The following is a 19,116-nucleotide window of genomic DNA, read 5'->3' on the forward strand; positions in this document are numbered from 1 at the left end:
GCGGCAACCGCTATGAGAAAGGACCTCTGTTCACTTGCTATGCGCTTTAATGTGCATATATTGTGCGTATGAGAGGTCGGAGATTTGCCATGACCCACGCACAGCTCGCACATTCCGCGGTGGTCTCAGGCTTTGTCGATAGCTTGCAGGAACCACGCACGCCCTATATCTCGCCGAAACGCCTGTCGCAGGCCCTCGGCGTGAAGGTGGCCAACCTGGCGCAGTTAACCGGTGTTCATCGCAACACGCTGCGCAATCCCGCATCGGAACGCCTGCAGGGCCGGATGCGCGAAATGGTGAAGGTGATTTCGGCCGCGACGGAACTCACCGGTAACGTCGACAAGGCGATCTACTGGTATCGCAACGAGCCCATCGCCGACTATGGCCATCGCACGGCGGCCGAGCTCGTTGCGGACGGCCAGGTCGAGGCGGTTCTGGCCTTCATCAGGGATCTCGAGAACGGGGCGCGCGGGTGAGAATCACCCACGTCGGCCCGGACGAGATCTTTCACCGCTATTTGACACCCAAATGGGCATTCCTGCCCATCAGCGGTGCGGGCGCGGCGATCGACGGCGGCCGCTTCAATCGACCGGGCGTCGAGGCGCTTTACCTGTCACGCGCGCCGCAAACGGCCCTCGGTGAATACAAGCAGGGCGCCAGCATCATCCCGCCGGCCACCCTTGCAGCCTACAAGATCACGCTCGCCGAGGTCGCCGACCTTTCGCAGGGGTTCGACCCAAATGTCTGGGACGACATCTGGCAAGGATGGGATTGTGCGTGGCGCCAGATCGCCCGCATCGACAGGAAGGTCCCGCCATCGTGGAAGCTCGCGGACCTGGTCATCACGGCTGGGCTTCGCGGTATCCTGTTTCCGTCGCTGCGCCATGCCGGCGGCACCAATCTGGCGATCTTCTCGGCCAATCTTGTCGAAGAGGATCGCGTCGCGGTCCATGATCCCGATCATCGGCTGCCGCACGATCAGTCGTCCTGGCCCTGAATTGCCGCCTCTCGCCAAGGGCGCAACGACCTCTAGGGCACTTGGTCCTCAACGCGGTCAGCCTCTAAATGTTCCTCTTCGCCTTCCTCCTCCTCGCTCGCCAGCCCGGCCGGAATTTCTCCCGCCAGCAGCTTCTCCTTGCTGAGCAGTCCGGCGTCCTCGAGCGCCTCGAAATCGGGCAAGTCGCGCAGCGTGTCGAAACCGAAGTGCGACATGAAGGCTTTGGTCGTCACGTAGGTGTAGGGGGCGCCGGGCTGTGGGCTGCGCGGTCCCGAGGTGATGAATTCCTGCTCGCGCAGTACGCCAATCAGATCGCGTGAAACCTCCTTGCCGAAGAAGGATGACAGCTCGCCACGGGTGATCGGCTGGAAGTATGCAATGCACATCAGCACCAGCGCCTCGAACTGCGACAGGGGTTTTGACCGCGTTCTATCCGCGCCCTGGCCCGTTGCTGTGCCAAATGCACCGCGAATGACGTCGGCAAACGCTTTCCTGGTTCGGTGCTGCCATCCTCCGGCGACCGACACGAGCTCATAGGGCCGGTTGCGCAGTTCCTCGCGAATGTCGTCGATGATCAGATCGACGTTGCAGCTCTTTCCGACGACCCGCGCCAGCGTCTCACGCATGACGGGCTCGCTGGCGGCGAAGATGACCGCCTCAATCCGGCCCATCCATTCACGCCAGCGCAGCTCCGACGGCAGGTGCTCGAGTTCGGTATCGACCAGCAAGCGCTGGTTATCCTTTCGCTGAGTTCCCGTCCGGTCCGCCATCGCTACAGCCCATAGAGCCGGAAGGTCGGCCGACCCGACAATTCTCGCACGGCGCCAAAGTCGACAAGCCTGTCAAACAGGCGCCGCAGACCTCGCTCGCTCATGCCAGGAATGGGCTGGGACGCGACAATCGCATCGTCGGAGAGCAGTTTTTCGACTACAGCATCCGATCCCTTTGCCCGCAGCTTCGGTGCAACGGCGATGAGCCGCTGGGCACGACGATCGAGCTCGGCCGAAAGCTCGACGGCCCGCAGCGCGGCGCGCGCCTGAGCCACAAGGAGGCTCTGCACGCTCTCCCGGCCTGGCCCCTGGTCCCTCTCCGCCAGGCTGGTTATTCTCGGTCGCACGCCACGCGTGTACCCGCCCGATCCCGACTGCGCTCCCAGCAGCGGCACCGCATATTGCCAGCCCAGCCGTTGCGCGAGCAGGACGTCGGCGAGCCAGGACCCGAAACTGCGTCCGAAGCCATGGCGCTCAGCAGCCGCGAAGGCGCCGGTCAGCACCGCGACAACGCCCTCCGCCCCGGAAAGCTGCCGGAGATCCTCGATCAGATCGCTCACCGCCTCGTCGTCGCCTCCGTGACCGAGTTCGTCCAGCGCGGCGGCGAGCACAGCTTCCGTCAGCAGATCCTCTGCCGGCAGCAAAGTCAGCCGGCGCCAGGCGAGCAGGATGCGGCCGGCCGGCCCGACGTCATCGCCGGGACGGGTCAGACACACCGCGTCACGCAGGGCGCCGTCATCCTCGACGCGGCCGGCCTGCTTCGCAGTTGCCGCAGCCGCCGAAAGCGCCAAGCGCTGCCGCCAGGCGCCGGCCCATCGCTCCTGCCGGCGCACGACAGCGTCGAGCGCGCCGATCGTTGCGCCTGCCACAACCGCAGCCTCGTCAAGGCTTTGCGGGCCGTCGACCGCCCGTCGCAACCAGGACGGCACCGGCGCCACGGTGGTGACCAGTTCGATCCCGGCAGGGTGAGCATTGTGGCGGAGCGACGGCTTGGGGCGAAGAATCATCGTCAATGAGGATGAACGAGCGCGGCGCTTCTGGCAACGATAATGCGAACAAACCGCCGCGCCCGTCGTAGCTCCACAACGAACGATAATGTTGCATTATCATTCGTTGTTTACGAGGGCTAGGGAACCATGGTAGAATACGCCAGAAAGGTAGAATTTTGGAGTCTTTCGTGTCCCTGAACATCAAAAATCCGGCCACCGTGGCTCTCGCCGACGAACTCGCACGCCGCCAGGGTATCAGTAAGACAGCAGCCATTCATCAGGCCCTGAGCGAGCGCTTGCATCGCTTGGGCTTTGGAGAGACCGCTCAGGAGCGTCTGCTGGCAGAATTGCGCGCCATCCGAGAAAGAGTGGCACGATTGCCTGAACTGGATAGTCGCAGCGACGAGGAGATCATCGGGTATGACGAGCATGGAATCCCTAACTGATGGTGATCGACACCTCAGCTGTTGTAGCGATCCTTCGGAGCGAGCCTGAGGCAGCAAGGCTGGAACGAGCGCTGGTCTTGGACCCAATCCGTCTGGTCCCGGCAACCTGCGTGCTCGAGGCACGCATGGTGCTGGTCAGCAGGCGCGGCGAACACGCATTGGCCGAGATCGATCTTTGGCTGCGCAAAATCGAGGCCGACATCATTCCTGTCGACTCCGAATTGGTTGATCTGGCGACCCAGGGTTGGCTGACCTACGGCAAGGGCCACCACCCGGCGGCGCTGAATTTTGCCGATTGCCTGTCCTATGCTTTGGCAAAGCGTGCGGATGAACCGCTGCTTTTCATCGGCAAAGACTTCTCCCAAACGGATATCGAAGCGGCATGAGCATGGCTGGCGACGCGCAACGATCATCCGCTGCTTCCGGCGATGACGACATGCCCGACATCGTCGATATCGTCATGCAGATGGGCGATGCCGACCTAGCCTCGTCCCCTCCCCTTCCAGCCATTGCCAATCCCAGCCTGCCTGCGCATCTTGAGGCGCTCGCCGGCCGCGCGCGCGATTATATCGAGGCGGCGAGTTCGGCCAACACGCGCCGCGCCTACGCAGCCGACTGGAAGCATTTTTCGAGCTGGTGCCGGCGCCAAGGCATCGAGATGTTCCCGCCCGATCCTCAGGTCGTCGGGCTCTATATCGCCGCCTGCGCGTCAGGTACGGCCACTGGCGACAAAAAGCCCAACACCGTTTCAACCATCGAGCGCCGGCTTTCGTCGCTCTCCTGGAATTGTGCCCAGCGCGGCCAGCCGCTGGACCGCAAGGATCGGCATATCGCCACGGTGATGGCTGGCGTTCGCAACACCCACGCCTCCCCTCCCCGGCAGAAGGAAGCGATCCTGCCTGAGGATCTGATCGCCATGCTCGAGACCCTCGACCGCGGCACGCTGCGTGGTCTGCGCGACCGCGCCATGCTGCTTTTGGGTTTCGCCGGCGGCCTTCGCCGATCCGAAATCGTCGGCCTCGACGTCGGCAGGGATCAGACCGAGGACGGACGCGGCTGGGTCGAGATTTTTGCCGATAAGGGTCTGCTTGTCACATTGCGCGGCAAAACCGGCTGGCGCGAGGTCGAAATCGGCCGCGGCTCCTCCGACGCCACCTGCCCTGTGGTCGCTCTGCAGACCTGGCTAAGACTGGCGCGCATTGCGCACGGACCGCTGTTTCGGCGCGTTGCTGGTCAAGGCAGAGCCGTCGGTGCCGATCGCTTGAACGACCAGGAGGTCGCACGCCTGGTCAAGCGCACGGCGCTCGCCGCCCGCGTGCGCGGCGATCTGTCGGAGGGCGAACGGGCCAAGAAATTCGCCGGCCACTCACTGCGCGCCGGCCTCGCCTCGTCGGCCGAGGTCGACGAACGCTATGTGCAAAAACAGCTCGGCCATGCCTCCGCGGAGATGACCCGCCGCTATCAGCGCCGCAGAGATCGCTTCCGCATCAACCTGACCAAGGCGTCCGGCCTCTAAGGAGGCAAAGCCCCTTCCCCTGCCGTTCTTGCCTCTCGGGATCCGCGCAGGACTTGCACCCTGACCAGGCATTTTCGCTAAATGAATTGGTCACTTCTGTCGTTCGGGACCGCCCCTGCCCATCCGGCCTGTTTCATCGCCAGGACAGCTGGTCTTTCGGCAGCCGACCGCTCGGATCGAACGCGTTCACCTTGTGCGGAAGATCCGGGCCCCAGTCCCATAGCACCAGATTGCGGTCCTCCGTCTCCGCGCCCGGAGCGAAACTCGGCACCAGAATTCCAGCGATGCCTTGAGGCCGCAGCCGGTCATAGATGGACCAGGATTCAGGTCGCTCGCCGTTACTGAGTGCCGTGGCCCAGGCGCTGGCCATGTCCGCAAGCGTGACAGAAGATTCTCCCCTGCCCTGCTCGCTCGTCAGATCAGTGATGTCCTCGCAGTCCACCTCATAAGAGCACAGCACGCAGGGGTCGATGCGATGCGCGAAGCCCTGGTTGGCTTCCTTGACTGCCGTCATGACGGTCAGCGCCAGATAGAGCGCGGGCACACCTTTGGGATTGAACCGAGCACCCTGATCGCCGCTCCATCACCGGAACTCGGCTTGAATGCCAAACGTGGATCATGCGCCCTGTAGCAGGTTCCGACAAACCTCAAGCAAAGCCAACCAGGGCCATGTGATCGAGGTAGTCGCGAATAGCAGCTGCCTTGCCGTCCTTCACGAGGGCTTCGGCGGTGCGTCCACCGAATGCCGGCAGCGGCTGGGCTCGGTACCAGGCCATGGCCTGTTCCTTGCCTCCGGCCCATTCCGTCACGCGACTGATGATCTCGAGCATCTCGCGCAGACGGCCCTGCGTCTTGGCCGTGCGGCTGCGCTCCAGCCGATAGAGGGTTTCACGGGCAAGCCCGACCGTCTGAGCCAACTGACCCTTGGACATTCCAAAGCTGTCGGCCACCTGGCCAACAGCAATTTTCCCGGCCCGGTCCATATAGGACAAAACCAGGGGTTCATTCTGCCCGGATTTCTTGAGGGCCTGCCCCATCGAGTTCCTTGTCATATTAGCAGCCGCCTTCACTGTGCAAAGGGCGCTTTTCCACTGGTTCAAGCCCGCAGGCGCATGGCGTGCTTCTGATTTCATACGACCCGCTTGCCATCCGCCTCATCGACCGCGCGCGGACCACCAGCAACGGCAGCATTACGCACAAGAATTTTCAGCCCTTAGCCGGTCATTCTTGCCGTCGTGCCATTGGCCTTGAGTGCTGCCATCAGCATCGGTCCGACCGAGAACTGTCCTGCCCTCGCCTTTTCGGTCAGCACGCGTAGATAGCCCCCGGCCGAGTTGATATGCTGCGCCCTTTGCAGGATACAGGCAATCACGATCGCGGCGACCTCCTGGCCCATCACATGGCAAGCCTCCTCATACGCCGAGGGCGACACGCCAAGGTAGCCGCGCACCTGGGCGGCGGTAATCATCAAATCGCGCCAGCTTGCGATTCCGTGGGCGGCATAGTCGGCAAGTTCGGGGCAGGCCTTCAGCACAAGTCCTATCGGGAAGCCTTTCGGCTTCTCGGCGTAGGCCGTTCTTGGTTCGACCGTCGCCCTGCTTTGTTCTAAAGCTGGTTCAAATACAAAAGTGGAGTCTGTGTTTGAATCAGATTGCTGCCGCTCGTTTTGGGACTCATTGCCGCTAGGATTCGTGGAATTCATGAAGCTTTCCAGCATCATATCCACTTCGTCGTGCAGCAAGGAGAGCTCCGCGACAATCGCTTCCAGCTCCGACAGCCCTGCCCGCCGAGGAATAGCATCCACGATTGCTCTGAACCGCCTCCAAATGGTTCCCCAGTCGCCAGGAGCGCCCTCGTCGATCGCTGCTTCGACCAGCTTGTGAATGTCGCGCCGGTGGAGGGTGATCCGCTCCCGCGTCAATTTGAGCGCCCGGCTGTCGGCGCGGACCTGCTCGGCAGCCTGCTGAAACTCCGCGGCCCGTGCAAGCAGTGGCGCCAGCGAGAACCCGAACGCCTCCTCGACTGCGCCGCCCTTTGCCTTGCGAGCGAACCGTTTGCCGTTTGGACTGTCTCGGCGGATGATCAGTCCGCTATTGACCAGTTCGGCCAGGTTCCTGCGCAGCGTGGAATCGGCCATGCCGTGCGCCCGCAGTGACAGCTGCGCGTTCGAAGGATAGACCATCAGCCCGTTCTCTTCGCTGATCTGATCGTCCGGATAGAACGACAGCAGTCCGCTGAGGACGGCCAGGGCGCGATCTCCCACGCCTACGATCGTCTTGCCCTCGCACAGCCAGCGATACACCTGCCATTTCTCGACGGCGGCCCCTTCAGGAATCTTTCGTGATGCCGTGTTCGCTTGCACCAAGGCAAGCGTCATCGGCCGCCGCCCAAAGGGCGTCGTCGCATAACCACTCTCCATTTCCCTCGCCTTTCAATCAGACAAAAGAAAACTGCTCGTCGAAACGACGCCAACGACTCTTGACAGTGATTCGGGGAAATGCGATTCTCAGCTTGCTACAGACCTGAGAAGGGCTTCCGCGACGGTGACGTTCGGGGGCCTTTTTCTTTTGCGGTTTCAGTCTCCTGTTTTCTTTGCCGTTTCCGATGCCCTGAAAGCCTCGAAAAGCTCGTCGAGCTTCTCGGCGATGAATGCGCCGAAGGGCGATGCATCCTTTGACTTCAAGGAAAGCGTAAACACCTTTCCCGTGTCGGTGATCTTGGCTCGGACCGACTTGTCCTGGGGCACCCAGGCCTTTTCCTGAGGCTTCGATGCGGCTCGCGGCTGCTTCACCGGCGCATTCAAAAAGTCGAACAGACGAGCAAAACGAGCGTCACTGCCCGGTTCGGCGAAATCGGCACTTGTCACGTACTCTGCCGCCCGCTCGGCGGTCCCGGGATGCTCCATGAGCTTGGCAAGCTGCCACCAGCGGTCCCGGCCTATGCTCTTGGCGGCGCCGACGGCCACAATGACCTGCTCGGGAATGTTGTTGGTCACGGAGCGCATCTTCGAGAAGGTCGTATCATCGAGCGCAAGGGCCGACTTCACGGTGTCCGGCGAATGGCCCCGCTTGAGAATGCGATCGGCAAAAAGCGTCCTTTCGATGAAGGACAGGTTGGCCCTGGCAGCATTCTCCTGGCCCTGCGCGATGACATGGTCCTCATCGCCGATCTTCTTGACGACTGCACGAACGGGCCTGCCCAGCTGGCGTGCGACCTTGACGCGCCTGTGGCCGAACACGGTCTGAAACCGGCCGGAACTGTCCGGGTGGGGCCTGACCAGAATCGGAGAATCCTGCCCTCGCTCGCGAATCGCCGCCAGCAGCTCATGAAATGCTTCATCGTCATCGTCCATGCGGTCCGAGACGAATGAGGTGTCGACCAACGCCGGATCGAGATCGACGACCGAACTCTTAGAGAGCTCCTCGAATGACTGCATGATCGACCGGGATGCCCCGCGAACCGCATAGCCCGAGACATCCCCGCTGTCGGCGACTGACGTCGCGGGGCCCATCACGCTGCCGAATACATCCTTGCGCGCCATTCAATCACTCCGATTCGCAGCTAGTCGGCTGATTTCACGAGCAAAATCCCCATTTTTTACTGCCGTAAAATGCGTCATGACCGGCCCCATGCGCGATGGATGAGCGCGACAATCTCGGAATTCACCGCGTCCAACGATTCGAGTGCCCGTTCGTAGGTCGAACGGGTAAAAGACGACTTTTCCACCTCGTAGAGCGTCTGTTTCGTCAGTCCTGCATCCGAGATTGCCGTCGACTTGAGCATGGGATTCTCAAGGATCTGGCCGGCAAGCATCGATTGCATGAAGCCGACCATCTGTGCCTGGGGAATGTCGGTGGGTTCGTAGCGCGTGATCAGATAGCGGAACCAATCCAGCTCGATCGCAGCACCGGCGGCCTTGATGGTCTTCAATATGCCGCCGAGCATCAGCAGGAACTGGCTCATCGACATCAGGTCGAGCATCTGGGGGTGGACGGTGATGAGAACCGACGTCGCCGCCGACATGGCGGTCAAGGTGAGATAGCCAAGTTGCGGCGGGCAATCGACCACGACGACATCATAGCGCTCGTCGACCTCGGACAAGGCCTTTGCAATCCTGGTGAAGAACTGGCGGCCAACGCTGGACGATTTGTCCTGCATGGCAAGCGGCGTGTCGTACTCATACTCCTGCAGCTCGAGGTTGGCCGGGATGATATCCAGGCCCGGAAAATTGGTAGGCACGATCACGTCGGATATCGGCTTGCGCTCGTCGTCGTACCGGATCGCCTCATACAAAGAGAGATTGCGATCGAGTTCCGGCTGGAAGCCATGCAGGGCCGAAAGTGACGCCTGCGGGTCGAGATCGATGGCAAGCACGCGGTGCCCGGTCAGCGCAAGGTGCTGGGCGAGGTGGGCAGCCGTTGTTGTCTTGCCGCTGCCGCCCTTGAAATTGACGACAGCAACCACCTGGAGCTTGTCTCCAGGCTTGCGGTGCGGGACGTATTTTTTTACCTCGGTCCTGCCATGCCGATCCAGAAAATGGCGCAGTTCAAGCATCTGTTCGGCGGTATAGGAACGGCGTCCGGAAGGTATCTGCTCGGGCAGGGGGCCTTTGCCCTCCAGATGGAGGCGCTTGAGATTGTTCTGCGAGACCCCAAGGTAGTGGGCCACTTCCGCCAGCGAAAAAGGGCGAAGTGTCTTTGTCGCATTTGGCGGAAACTTCTCCATACGGAGCTGGTTAAGCCGCCGCGATATCTCTGCGCCTTGCTCGAGGATCTTGTCATCGAACTCGAAGCGTGGCAGCCGCATGGAGATGTTCATTTCTGTCGAAACCTGAATTGGCGCTTTTTGTGAGCAATTCACTCAACAAGCGCCATTAAGCTCCGATTCGGCCCGCTCCGGCAAGAAGTTTTGGGTTAACAAAAGGTTAACGTCACTGACCGGCTTTTCTTGCTGCCAGCTGCTCTTGCCATCACGAAGGCAGCTGCTCAGTTTTTTGAGCGCGGTACTGTCTTGCTATCCAAGCTAACGGCATGTTTTCTCTGTCATAAGGATCATATTTTACGGCAGTAAATCGGGTACACTCAGAGGCGGGATGCAAGTGCCGGCGGGCAGGGCAGGGCAGGGCACCGGATCCGATGGCACGTGGCCGGTTGGGTTCGTTGTCGGTTAGGGTAAGCTGCTCAACGCCAGACTGACTCTTTCAGCTCGAGGAGCGGACCGGCTGGGGGCGAGGCCGATATCGGAATAGGCGACTACAATGAAGACCGTGAGGGGAGACCGTTGACGGAGTGGGTGAAGCCCTCCTCAAGGCCGAGGTTAAGCCCGATCAACATCTGGAAGCATACTTTCCGGAACGAGACAGCCTCGAGTTCATGCGGAGAACGCTCCCCGCTCCATAGCGGCAAAGCTCGCTCTCTCAACACCGTGGCGCGCTGGACTTCGAGCACCTGCGTCAGCATGGCAGCAGCGGCGTCGTCGAGTTCGCCGTGCCTTCCGGCGAAAGCACCGACTCGCCGGTCCCACGGCAGTTCGGTGTCGTCCTCCTCATCGCTCAACATACCACGCTACCGGTGCTGCTCCCCGGGGCAGAAGTGCGGGAGAAACCCAGTTGCAAACTGAGTGAATATAAACGCCGGGCCGTCAGAAGGATACCGCGACCGGATCGGCGAGGGCCGCCACGGCGTCGGGCACGCGTTCACATCCGCAGCCCACAGGCCGGAAACCTCAAGCTGCGCATCAGGACCGTTTTCGTCCTTAGTCAACGGCCCCGAAGCAGCGCATCAGCCGGCGCTTTAAGGCCGCTACGAGCAGCTAGCTCGAGGCACCAGAATCGCTGCCAGTACGAATCATAGGGCGGAGCCAGCGCGTGTACCGACACGACCATGGTCGCGGTTGTCCGGAGTTCTTGTGTCTTGCTTGGTGTCCAGTCGACTTCGAAGACCAGGTCAGCCACCGCTGGCATATTCGGTTATCGCGATGAATCGCTGGCGCACAATCTCGACCCGGCCTTGCGGCCCTCTGATATTGCCTTCCAGAAAGTCGTCGAAATCTGGGGCTGCAAGCATGTCTTTGACCTGGTCGCCGACATAGGTACGGACCTCGTCTTCCGCGCCTCCCAGCTCAGCAACCAACTCTTCTCGACCGTCGACGATCAAGAGTATGTCCTCGGCATCCCGGCTAGAAAGCAGATCCTTTCCACCTCTGCCAAGGTATGCCTCCAGCTTCGTCGCGACGAAGAGTGCCGGTGTCAGGCGACGGATGATGAGCTTATCGTCCAACGGACAATCGACCGCCGTCTCAATACCCGCTTCATACCAACGATTGCTGAATCCGAGGATTTTGGGATCGTCCGGCATGAAGTCGACTTTGATCCGGCCAAGATGCATTCGGCAAATGACACTGTCGTTGGGTGACTCCGAGAAACCCCGCTCTCGAAGCCGTTCCAGGAGTTGCGCCCATTCCGAAAAGCCGGCCAGATCGACAATTAGGTCGACGTCGTCAGTCGCCCTGACATCCTCGAGCGTGATGGCATCGGTGATGAAAAGAGCGGTCGTACATCCGCCGACGAACACAAGACGCTTGCGCAGGTCATCGCCTAGAGCTTCCGCGACAGCCCTTAGCATTGCTAGTAGCTGGCCTTGGATGCTGGTCATTTCTGCGCGAGCCTTTCCGCAAGACGCTCCGCCGCGAGGCCAGCCTCGCGCTGGTTTCCGAGTCTTATTGCGTCCGCAAGGGCAAGATACTCGTACAGCCGATCATCCCTTTGAACGGCTTCAGGAACGCTTTTAAACATCGGCGTCACCGATTGTCCCATGTCGCGGCCGCTGGCATAGGGCCACACATAGATGTAGCTGCCAGCGCTTATTAGCACGTTCTTTAGGATGGGCGCCGCAAAAGCGGTCGGGATTCCGCGCTGCATTGCTCCGGGCTTCGCTGGAAAAACGAACTTCAACCCGTGCACGATGAAATTCTGCAGGTTCCTGCGGCTCGGCTTCGCTCTGCCCGTATCTCTATCCCTGGCCGCGATACCGGAGGCAAGACTTCGATTGATGGATGCATTGACCTCCGTCTTGCTTATGCCAAGAGAAGACTCCAGATTGCGGACCGAGTATGGATCCTGGCCCTGCGCTTCTGAGCGCAGAGTTTCGACACCTTTTTCTTTCTCCTGCTCCTGAAGGCTGATGAGCTTGAGCAGGACGACGATGTCCTGGCTTTTCATTTGATTCCGATCCGCTGTCCGTTGTCCGAGGACCACGGACACCTACACGGGGAGTGCGGTTCTGTCAAAGAGTAATCAAGAATCCTTGCAGCTTACGTGGCCCAATAAGAATTCGACCGCATTCAGAATAGAGCAGTCCGCGTTTTAATTTAAGGCGATCCCGCTGCGCTGATCCGTCTTGAATTTCGGCGCCTTCATCGAAAAACATTGCAGTTCCGCCTACTGTTTTTCCCGAAAAAAATATCGAGTTCTGGCAACGTTGCGGAATGCATTATTGCGAACTGAAGCTAATCCCCGTCGAGCGCGCGGCGCAGCAATTCGACCAGGCGTTCGATCGCTTGGGTGTGAGCAGAGCCGGTCGGCCGCCGTGCGAAAAAATCATCAACGCTGATCCAGTTGGTCGCGTCGGTGCTCGTCCCCGGTGCCACACATTCAATATAAAGATGCAATTCGTCTGGTTCAAAGACAACCATCCAGTTTCCGCTGTGGTCCCCCGCAAGTCGGTAGGTCAGTGTGCTCATCGCAGGCAACTCCTCACCGCCAGCTTGCCTATCCGCCCTGAGATTTCTATCCTCAGAAATCGGTATTGACGCCTCAGGCGAAATCTGCCGCCACGCTCCGCAAGAAGGCGAGCGTCAACGCGGTCGCCATGTTGTCTCGCGGCCGCGCCTGGCTCTCGCAGACATATCGCAATGCGCCATCAGGTGTGCGGCGCACCTTGCATTGATTCTCGGGTTCTCCATGCAAGGCCTCTCCACAGGGCAGACGACCGCGCAGGAACGCTTCACCATCTTCCTGGCATTTGGTGAACCGGACGGCTCTTCGACGCTAGGAGCAGGCAAATATCGCAATCCAGGTAAGGTTCCCAGCTATGGCCCGCTCGACCCCGCCACGATCTCAGCATACCGCTCCCTGGGATCTCCCCAATCCGTCTATGTTCAGATGTTATGGCGCTTCGGTTTGATCCGTTCAGAGCGCATGGGAGAGGTGCGGGCCTGTAGGGCAGGAGCTGGCACCGTCCGTTCCGCCGCCCTAGTCGAGATCAGGTGGGAGCGGCGGGACGGCTGCGTGAGGAACAGAGTCGGGGCTCCTCATTGAAGAGCCGCAGCTTCGGTCTGTTCGTATCATGCGCCTTTTTCGCCCTGAGCATTTGAGACGTCGCGTCGCAGCCTTTCCGGGCCGCTGGGCCGTATACGCGCTACCGCGCTCAGCTTTAGCTCCGACTCCAGTCCTGGAAAGCCAGCCAGCGTATAGGCCGCGGCCATCGAGCCAAACCGCTTTTTGAACACACGAGATATGGGCAGATCGGAGTCCGCATTAATCAGCGACAATGTGAGGTGCCCGTGAGCGGCGCGCAGCCGCCGAAATCCGTCTAGAAGCTCTTCGTCCGAGTACTTTCGCAGAGCTCCCCGCCGATCCGGTACGTAGCCGACGGCCGCATAGACCGCCTTCAAGCTGCCGAAAAGCCGGACATAGCACTGTCCCGACGCAGTATACGGACAAGCATTGATCACGGTGAGGCTGAGTCGTTTCTTCTCTTTCAATAGCCGCTTCAGGTTTTTGAGCATTTCGAGCTTTGTATAGGTGTACCCGCGCTTTCCCCTTGCGAGTTGCGCCCTCTCGAATATTTGAACCGTTACAATCGGCTCCATGACCCGGATTCGGACCCATTTATCGGGAGTGTTTGGCTTGGATTGGCTACTCATACTGTGCGACGTTCGGTTGTAGACATAGTAGCCTATCATCAACTCGCTTTTGAGGAGGGATGCGACGCGCCCGGTCGTCCACACATCGCCGTATGTGGAGGGCACTCCTTCCTTGTTCAGACGAACCGATATGCCGGCCATGCTCTGCCCTTCAGCAACAAACATGTTGAAGATGCGCCTAACAAGCTCGATTTCGTTTGGCGGGCCGGGCACAAGGAGAACGCGGTCGCCAGCGAGCCCTTTCTGTTCTCCAGAGCCGAGAAGGTAACGGGGCTCCCCATCTTTATCCAGCAACAGTCGCCTGACGCCGTAGGGCACAGGTCCGCCCTGGCTGAATCCGAGACGAGCCTGCTGCAGGTGCGCTCTGGAGACCTTTGCGGATAGCTCGCGGCTGTACTCGCTTGCCATCACCCGTTTCATATTCTTGAGGATTGCAGAGACCATGCTGCCGTCGTTCTCGAATTGTTCGCCGCAATATTCCACCGCGACGCCTGCGTCACGACAGAGAAACTCGTAATGAGCGGACTGATCCGTATCCGGAAAGCGGCCCCAGCGGCTGACGTCAAGAACGAGGATTGCCGAGAAAGTCTTTTGGCCAGTCATGACATCGGCCAGTAACTGCTTCAGTCCGTCGCGACCTCTTATGCTCAGGCCGCTTTTCCCAGCATCTTCGTAGGTTTGGACGATAGTGTATCCGCGCCGCTCCGCGTACTCTGTAATGGCCATCGCCTGGTTCTCCAGCGAATAGCGTTGATGTTCAGTGGACATACGAATGTACTGCGCCGCACGGATAGGGGGCGCTGTCTGCAACTCGAAAGCCATGGGGTCTCCTTGGGCTTGAACAACCCCAGAGACACGAAATGTCTTTCAGAACTCTGTCGCATTCTGTGAATTCCCATTCGGCGGCCACGAAATTGGGAGCGCAGATCTCCTAGCAAACGGATGATTGGACAGCGCAACGACCGGAAAAGGGATGCGGTGAGGTGCGGGCGCCCAAGGGGTTTTGGCAGCAGAATCAAGGGGCAGCTTTCCCCCGCACTCGCGCAAGTCCTTGCCTTCCTGGCAATGCACGAGTTTGTTCCCTGCTCGCACAAAGGGCTCGAAACCGGTAAGGTCCTGGGTTAGAAGAGCTGGCAGGATGCCCCGTATGAAAAATCCGACGATGGACGATACCGACGATGGGCGCCCGAATGGCGGACGCAGCGCTTTGTTCACGCCGCCCGGCGATGCGTCCGGCGCGGAGCGGGTTTCGCGCCGGCGCAAGGCGCTGCTGTCCTCCTCGATGGTCGGCTCGACCAATCGCGGCCGTGTGCTGCAGGCCCTGTTCGATCTTGGGCCGACGAGCAGGGCTGAACTAGCCCGCCTGGCCGGGGTCAACCGCACCACCATTTCCGGAATCGTGCAGCCGCTGATCGATGATCAGGTGCTGGTCGAGAGCGACCCGGTTCCTCCCAGTCCGGGCGGCGGCAAGCCGGCCCGGCCGCTGTGGTTCTCGCCCAATGCCCGTCCGATCTGCGGTGTGCTGCTGATGCCGGATGCCGTGCATGCATGCGTGGCGACGCTCGACGGCAAGATCGAATCGGAACGCAAGATGGCCCTGCCGGACGGCAGGGGGCCGGTCCGGCCAATCATCGAGGCGATCGCCGAATGCGTCGGCGACACTCTCTCCAGGGCGCGGCGCATGCCTCTCGGGATCGGTGTTGGCGTCGGCGGCATGGTTGACACCGATCGCGGGTCGATCGTCGCTGTCAATCTCGCGCCGGCGCTCGACCGCTACCCGCTCGCCGACGATCTCGGGCGACGCTTCGGCCTGCCGGTCAAACTCGACCATCATCCGCGCGCCTTGCTGGTCGGCGACCGCTGGTTCGGCGCCGGGCGCGGCGTCAGGCAATTCGCGGTCGTCTACACGGGCGAGGTGCTGGGCGGCGCACTCTATTTCGACGGGCACCTCTATCGTGGCACGGCAGGCGCAGGCGGCGAACTCGGACACACTTTCGTGCAGCTCGACGGCGAGCCCTGCCGCTGTGGCAGGCGCGGCTGCTGGGACACCATTGCCACCTTGAGCTGGCTCCGGCGCGAGGCCGCCCGCGCGGCTCTGCCCGAGCCAGACCTGATCGACTCGGCCCGCCTCGTCGACATGGCGGCGCGGCGGCTGCCGGGAGCGGCTGAGCTGCTCGACCGCTATGCCCGCAACGTCGCCGTAGGCATCGCCAATCTGCAGCAGACGGTGGCGCCCAACATTTTCATCATGCATGGCGATGTCGTGCTCGGCGGCGATTGCCTGCTCGGCGCAATCGCGGAGCATGTCCGCGCCATGGTTCCGTCACGACCCGGCGGCGCGATCGAATTCATTGCCGGCGATGCAGGTGACCGGGCCGCCCTCGTTGGCGCAGCCGGTCTGGTGATTTCCGAGCTGCTGCAGCTTCCGATCTAGTACCGCCGTTTCCACGGCCCGCGTTGGAGCTTTCCACGCTGACGCACACGCCTGCTTCCATACCGCTGGCCGATGACAGCCTCGAAGAGGTCGTTCGAGGGCAGGAACATGTCGAATCGTCAATCATTACCAACTGGAGGCAGGGAGGTTCCCGACAGCGCAAGACGGCTACGCGGCCTGTTGGCTGCGGCCGGCGCCACGACCGCCATGGCTTTCGGATTTGGCAGCCTGGCGCTCACATCCGTCTTCATCAGACCGCTTGAGACGGAGTTTGGCTGGTCGCGAGCCGATATAAGCCTTGCCTACACGCTATCGAGCGTCGGCATGGCCCTGGGCGGGCTGTTCTGGGGCCGGCTTGCGGACCGTTTGAATATCAGAACACTGCTATTCATCGGCTCGGCCGGCATGGTGATCGCGCTCGCAGCGCTTTCCTTCGCCACTTCGCTCTGGCAGATCTATGCGGCCAACTTCGCTTTGGGCGGGCTAGGTTTTGCCTGTCTGTACGCGCCGGTACTTGGCGTAACCGGACTCTGGTTCGACCGCCGGCGCGGCCTGGCGATAGGGATCGTCACAGCAGGCGGAGCCCTTGGTCAGGGCATACTGCCCTACGCCGCAAATGCATTGATCGACGGTGTCGGCTGGCGCCTCGCATACGCGATCATAGCTGTGGCGACGACGGCTGCGCTGGCGATCTTCATGCCGGCGGTTCAGGCGCCGCCCGTAGATCGGATCCTTGCCGCACCGGTGCGTTTTTCAGCGACGCCAGGCTTCCAAGGTGGCCATCTTTCCCCGGTGACGCTGCTATCTGCCGCAGCCTTCCTTTGCTGCGCCTGCATGGGCGTCCCGCTGATGCACCTCACGAGTTTCGTCACGGCCGTGTGCGGGTCTTCGGATGTCGGATCGCTTAGCGTGTTGATCGCCATGCTGTTCGGCGCCATCGGGCGGATCGCATTCGGGCTCCTCGCCGACCGGGCAGGCAACCTTTCTGCCTACGCCCTGGCGTCGTTTATTCAGACTGCATGCGTTGCGATTTTTCCCGCGCTGGGCCAGCAAGTGAGCCTGCTGGTGCTGTCGGCGGTTTTCGGCTTCGGCTTTGCCGGAAACATGACGTGCCTGATCCTCTGCGTGCACCAGTTTGCGCCAGCCGAACGCTTTGGTCAGTCACTCGGCATCGTCATGCTGATCGCCTGGGTGGGCATGGGCGTGGCCGGCTATTTCGGCGGGTTCGTCTATGACAGCTTCGGCAGCTATGGGCCCGCTTTCCTGGTGGCATCTGTCGCAGGCGCGGCCAATCTCGTGGTTCTGGGCGTATTGGCGGCATCATCCGGCGCGAGAGCGCAGTTCCCATGCGGCCGCCTTGCGGATCCTGCGATAAGCCGCTGATTCAAACGTCGAAACTCCGCTTAATTCCACGTTGGTTCGAACGCTGCAAACCACGGCCTTCCTGCCAACCTCAGAGATCGAAGAGGGCGGAGCACCGTCATCACCAGGCAAGGACAGCTGAGATGAGCAGTATCTACGACAGCATTCTCGACACGATCGGCGACACGCCGGTCGTCCGCCTTTCCCGCATCAACAATGGTGCCGCTTCGCTCTATGCCAAGATCGAGGCGTTCAATCCTGGCGGCTCGGTCAAGGATCGTCTTGCCGCCGCGATCATCGAAGAAGCGGAGAGTTCCGGTGCACTTCGGCCTGGCCAGACGGTGATCGAGGCGACGAGCGGCAACACGGGCATCGGACTTGCCATGGTTTGCGCGCGGAAAGGCTATCCTCTCGTCATCGTCATGCCGGAGAACGCCAGCCTCGAACGCCGCAAGCTGATACGTTTCTTCGGTGCCAAGGTCGTGTTGACCCCTGCCGTCGAGCGCGGCAGCGGCATGCTCGCCAAGGCGGTCGAGCTGGCCGGAGCGCACGGCTGGTTCCTCTGCCGGCAATTCGAGACGCCCGTCAACGCCGATGTCCATGCCCGCACGACAGCGCTCGAAATCATCGCGGCATTCCAGGACCGTCCACTCGACTACTGGGTCACCGGCACCGGGACCGGCGGAACACTTGCCGGTGTGGCGCGAGTGCTCAAGCGCGAGCGGCCGGAAACGCGGATCATCGTCTGCGAGCCCGACAATTCGGCGCTGCTGTCGAGTGGCATTCCTCAAACTTTCGATGAACAGGGGCTGCCGACTCGGGCGCATACTCGCTTCCGGCCACACCCGATGCAGGGGTGGAGCCCTGATTTCATTCCGCAGATCGTCGGCAAGGCGATGGCTGACGATCTTGTGGACGAGATCATACCCGTTTCAGGCGCCAGCGCTCTGGAAACCGCGCGCCGGCTTGCGACGGAAGAAGGAATACTGGCGGGCATCTCCGGCGGAGCAACTTTGAGCGGGGCACTGGAAATTGCTCGACGCGTCGGCCCGGACCGGAACGTGCTCTGTATGTTGCCTGATACGGGTGAGCGGTATCTCAGCACGATCCTGTTCGATCACATCAGCGAGGACATGTCGCCCGCCGAAGAGGCGATCTCTCGCTCCACACCCGGCTACCGCTTCGACCGGCCGCCGTCCTTCGCCCTTTCATCGGCACCCGTAAACGAAATCCAAATCGATCAGTCGGCGCATGCGATGGTCGACAAGGCGATCCATGATCCGGAGCGTCCGGTGGTCATGTTCGCGCTGACATGGTGCGAATTCTGCTGGACGGTAAGAAAGCTCTTCGACCGTGCCGGAATCGCCTACAGGTCCATCGAAATCGATACTCCGGAATTCCAGAAGAACGGCCTGGACGGGGAAATCCGCAAGGCCCTGAGGGCCCGGATCGGTTCGCCTACAATTCCGCAGGTCTTTGTCGGCGGCGAGCATATCGGTGGCTGCATGGATACGCTTGCGGCCTGGCGGGACGGCACGCTCGCCGCCCGGCTGGAGTTTGTCGGCGCAAACTACACGCCCGGCGCATGCGCAAATCCCGAGAGCCTGCTGCCTCGATGGGTGCGCGCGGCAGCGTGAGATCCCGCCTCCGGGTCTTTTCAGAGTGCCGTCGCCACCA

At 61.2% G+C, this 19,116-nt stretch carries 19 protein-coding genes and 1 pseudogene; 8 read left to right on the top strand and 12 right to left on the bottom strand.

The features are described from left to right. The first annotated feature begins 89 nt into the window (after positions 1-89). Both NKI24_RS27560 and NKI24_RS27565 read left to right on the top strand, forming a co-directional pair. Positions 90-476 (top strand): hypothetical protein, encoded by a 387-nt coding sequence (locus NKI24_RS27560; RefSeq protein WP_352450324.1) that lies wholly within the window; start codon positions 90-92, stop codon positions 474-476. Beyond that, complete coding sequence (locus tag NKI24_RS27565; RefSeq protein WP_352450323.1) at positions 473-997, top strand: RES family NAD+ phosphorylase; 525 nt, start codon at positions 473-475, stop codon at positions 995-997. The genes NKI24_RS27560 and NKI24_RS27565 overlap by 4 nt, the downstream gene beginning before the upstream one ends. Before the next feature lie 32 nt (positions 998-1,029). Here the strand turns inward: NKI24_RS27565 and scpB are convergent, their stop codons facing one another. Both scpB and NKI24_RS27575 read right to left on the bottom strand, forming a co-directional pair. After that, entirely contained in the window at positions 1,030-1,767 is a 738-nt protein-coding gene (gene scpB, locus NKI24_RS27570) for an SMC-Scp complex subunit ScpB (protein WP_352450322.1), read from the bottom strand. Between the two features lie 2 nt (positions 1,768-1,769). Further along, positions 1,770-2,774, bottom strand: a complete 1,005-nt coding sequence (locus NKI24_RS27575; RefSeq protein WP_352450413.1) for a DUF1403 family protein — start codon at positions 2,772-2,774, stop codon at positions 1,770-1,772. Positions 2,775-2,944: 170 nt separating this feature from the next. Here NKI24_RS27575 and NKI24_RS27580 point away from each other — a divergent pair, with 170 nt between their 5' ends. From NKI24_RS27580 to NKI24_RS27590, 3 genes are read left to right on the top strand one after another with little or no spacing between them, the layout of a single operon-like run. After that, the gene (locus NKI24_RS27580; protein WP_031195575.1) at positions 2,945-3,202 is read left to right on the top strand and encodes a type II toxin-antitoxin system VapB family antitoxin; all 258 of its coding nucleotides are present in this window, start codon (positions 2,945-2,947) and stop codon (positions 3,200-3,202) included. Continuing rightward, a complete protein-coding gene (locus tag NKI24_RS27585; protein ID WP_352690994.1) occupies positions 3,202-3,588 on the top strand; it encodes a type II toxin-antitoxin system VapC family toxin in 387 nt (128 codons plus the stop codon). The genes NKI24_RS27580 and NKI24_RS27585 overlap by 1 nt, the downstream gene beginning before the upstream one ends. Next, positions 3,585-4,718: a site-specific integrase gene (locus NKI24_RS27590; RefSeq protein ID WP_352749891.1), complete on the top strand. Its 1,134-nt coding sequence runs from the start codon at positions 3,585-3,587 to the stop codon at positions 4,716-4,718. The genes NKI24_RS27585 and NKI24_RS27590 overlap by 4 nt, the downstream gene beginning before the upstream one ends. A 133-nt stretch (positions 4,719-4,851) precedes the next feature. Here NKI24_RS27590 and NKI24_RS27595 read toward each other — a convergent pair. From NKI24_RS27595 to NKI24_RS27640, 10 genes and pseudogenes are all read right to left on the bottom strand, one after another. Beyond that, positions 4,852-5,369: pseudogene (locus NKI24_RS27595) on the bottom strand (RES family NAD+ phosphorylase). Next, positions 5,366-5,755: an antitoxin Xre/MbcA/ParS toxin-binding domain-containing protein gene (locus NKI24_RS27600; RefSeq protein ID WP_352748787.1), complete on the bottom strand. Its 390-nt coding sequence runs from the start codon at positions 5,753-5,755 to the stop codon at positions 5,366-5,368. The pseudogene NKI24_RS27595 and the gene NKI24_RS27600 overlap by 4 nt, the downstream one beginning before the upstream one ends. Before the next feature lie 176 nt (positions 5,756-5,931). Then, a complete protein-coding gene (repC, locus tag NKI24_RS27605; RefSeq protein ID WP_352748730.1) occupies positions 5,932-7,137 on the bottom strand; it encodes a plasmid replication protein RepC in 1,206 nt (401 codons plus the stop codon). Between the two features lie 156 nt (positions 7,138-7,293). After that, the gene (gene repB, locus NKI24_RS27610) at positions 7,294-8,259 is read right to left on the bottom strand and encodes a plasmid partitioning protein RepB (protein WP_352748733.1); all 966 of its coding nucleotides are present in this window, start codon (positions 8,257-8,259) and stop codon (positions 7,294-7,296) included. A gap of 74 nt (positions 8,260-8,333) precedes the next feature. Beyond that, the gene (gene repA / locus NKI24_RS27615) at positions 8,334-9,536 is read right to left on the bottom strand and encodes a plasmid partitioning protein RepA (protein WP_352450316.1); all 1,203 of its coding nucleotides are present in this window, start codon (positions 9,534-9,536) and stop codon (positions 8,334-8,336) included. A gap of 434 nt (positions 9,537-9,970) precedes the next feature. Further along, positions 9,971-10,276, bottom strand: coding sequence for a hypothetical protein (locus tag NKI24_RS27620; protein ID WP_352749893.1), 306 nt, complete (start codon positions 10,274-10,276; stop codon positions 9,971-9,973). 387 nt (positions 10,277-10,663) lie between these two features. After that, positions 10,664-11,371, bottom strand: coding sequence for a hypothetical protein (locus NKI24_RS27625; RefSeq protein WP_352749895.1), 708 nt, complete (start codon positions 11,369-11,371; stop codon positions 10,664-10,666). Then, the gene (locus tag NKI24_RS27630; RefSeq protein WP_352450313.1) at positions 11,368-11,937 is read right to left on the bottom strand and encodes a hypothetical protein; all 570 of its coding nucleotides are present in this window, start codon (positions 11,935-11,937) and stop codon (positions 11,368-11,370) included. The genes NKI24_RS27625 and NKI24_RS27630 overlap by 4 nt, the downstream gene beginning before the upstream one ends. A gap of 287 nt (positions 11,938-12,224) precedes the next feature. Further along, positions 12,225-12,458 carry a hypothetical protein gene (locus NKI24_RS27635; RefSeq protein WP_352749897.1) on the bottom strand — a complete coding sequence of 78 codons (234 nt, stop codon included), beginning with the start codon at positions 12,456-12,458 and terminating at the stop codon, positions 12,225-12,227. 603 nt (positions 12,459-13,061) lie between these two features. Further along, positions 13,062-14,465: a recombinase family protein gene (locus NKI24_RS27640; RefSeq protein WP_352450311.1), complete on the bottom strand. Its 1,404-nt coding sequence runs from the start codon at positions 14,463-14,465 to the stop codon at positions 13,062-13,064. A gap of 325 nt (positions 14,466-14,790) precedes the next feature. Between NKI24_RS27640 and NKI24_RS27645 the strand changes: the two genes are divergently transcribed. The 3 genes from NKI24_RS27645 (at position 14,791) to cysK (ending at position 19,076) form a co-directional block, all read left to right on the top strand. Continuing rightward, positions 14,791-16,077, top strand: coding sequence for an ROK family protein (locus NKI24_RS27645; protein WP_352748746.1), 1,287 nt, complete (start codon positions 14,791-14,793; stop codon positions 16,075-16,077). Between the two features lie 207 nt (positions 16,078-16,284). Next, positions 16,285-17,460, top strand: coding sequence for an MFS transporter (locus NKI24_RS27650; RefSeq protein WP_352749900.1), 1,176 nt, complete (start codon positions 16,285-16,287; stop codon positions 17,458-17,460). Between the two features lie 122 nt (positions 17,461-17,582). After that, positions 17,583-19,076, top strand: a complete 1,494-nt coding sequence (gene cysK, locus NKI24_RS27655; protein WP_352749902.1) for a cysteine synthase A — start codon at positions 17,583-17,585, stop codon at positions 19,074-19,076. Positions 19,077-19,116 lie beyond the last annotated feature (40 nt).

The sequence above is a fragment of the Mesorhizobium sp. M0701 genome, from assembly GCF_040320365.1.
In the GTDB taxonomy this organism is placed as follows: domain Bacteria; phylum Pseudomonadota; class Alphaproteobacteria; order Rhizobiales; family Rhizobiaceae; genus Mesorhizobium.

Excerpts from the sequence above, each read along its gene's own strand:
- NKI24_RS27590 (WP_352749891.1), top strand. The coding sequence starts at position 3,585 with ATGAGCATGGCTGGCGACGCGCAACGATCATCCGCTGCTTCCGGCGAT.
- cysK (WP_352749902.1), top strand. The coding sequence starts at position 17,583 with ATGAGCAGTATCTACGACAGCATTCTCGACACGATCGGCGACACGCCG.
- NKI24_RS27560 (WP_352450324.1), top strand. The coding sequence starts at position 90 with ATGACCCACGCACAGCTCGCACATTCCGCGGTGGTCTCAGGCTTTGTC.
- NKI24_RS27645 (WP_352748746.1), top strand. The coding sequence starts at position 14,791 with ATGAAAAATCCGACGATGGACGATACCGACGATGGGCGCCCGAATGGC.
- NKI24_RS27585 (WP_352690994.1), top strand. The coding sequence starts at position 3,202 with ATGGTGATCGACACCTCAGCTGTTGTAGCGATCCTTCGGAGCGAGCCT.
- NKI24_RS27630 (WP_352450313.1), bottom strand. The coding sequence starts at position 11,937 with ATGAAAAGCCAGGACATCGTCGTCCTGCTCAAGCTCATCAGCCTTCAG.
- NKI24_RS27625 (WP_352749895.1), bottom strand. The coding sequence starts at position 11,371 with ATGACCAGCATCCAAGGCCAGCTACTAGCAATGCTAAGGGCTGTCGCG.
- NKI24_RS27640 (WP_352450311.1), bottom strand. The coding sequence starts at position 14,465 with ATGGCTTTCGAGTTGCAGACAGCGCCCCCTATCCGTGCGGCGCAGTAC.
- scpB (WP_352450322.1), bottom strand. The coding sequence starts at position 1,767 with ATGGCGGACCGGACGGGAACTCAGCGAAAGGATAACCAGCGCTTGCTG.
- NKI24_RS27600 (WP_352748787.1), bottom strand. The coding sequence starts at position 5,755 with ATGGGGCAGGCCCTCAAGAAATCCGGGCAGAATGAACCCCTGGTTTTG.
- NKI24_RS27620 (WP_352749893.1), bottom strand. The coding sequence starts at position 10,276 with ATGTTGAGCGATGAGGAGGACGACACCGAACTGCCGTGGGACCGGCGA.
- repB (WP_352748733.1), bottom strand. The coding sequence starts at position 8,259 with ATGGCGCGCAAGGATGTATTCGGCAGCGTGATGGGCCCCGCGACGTCA.
- NKI24_RS27635 (WP_352749897.1), bottom strand. The coding sequence starts at position 12,458 with ATGAGCACACTGACCTACCGACTTGCGGGGGACCACAGCGGAAACTGG.
- repC (WP_352748730.1), bottom strand. The coding sequence starts at position 7,137 with ATGGAGAGTGGTTATGCGACGACGCCCTTTGGGCGGCGGCCGATGACG.
- repA (WP_352450316.1), bottom strand. The coding sequence starts at position 9,536 with ATGAACATCTCCATGCGGCTGCCACGCTTCGAGTTCGATGACAAGATC.
- NKI24_RS27575 (WP_352450413.1), bottom strand. The coding sequence starts at position 2,774 with ATGATTCTTCGCCCCAAGCCGTCGCTCCGCCACAATGCTCACCCTGCC.
- NKI24_RS27650 (WP_352749900.1), top strand. The coding sequence starts at position 16,285 with ATGGCTTTCGGATTTGGCAGCCTGGCGCTCACATCCGTCTTCATCAGA.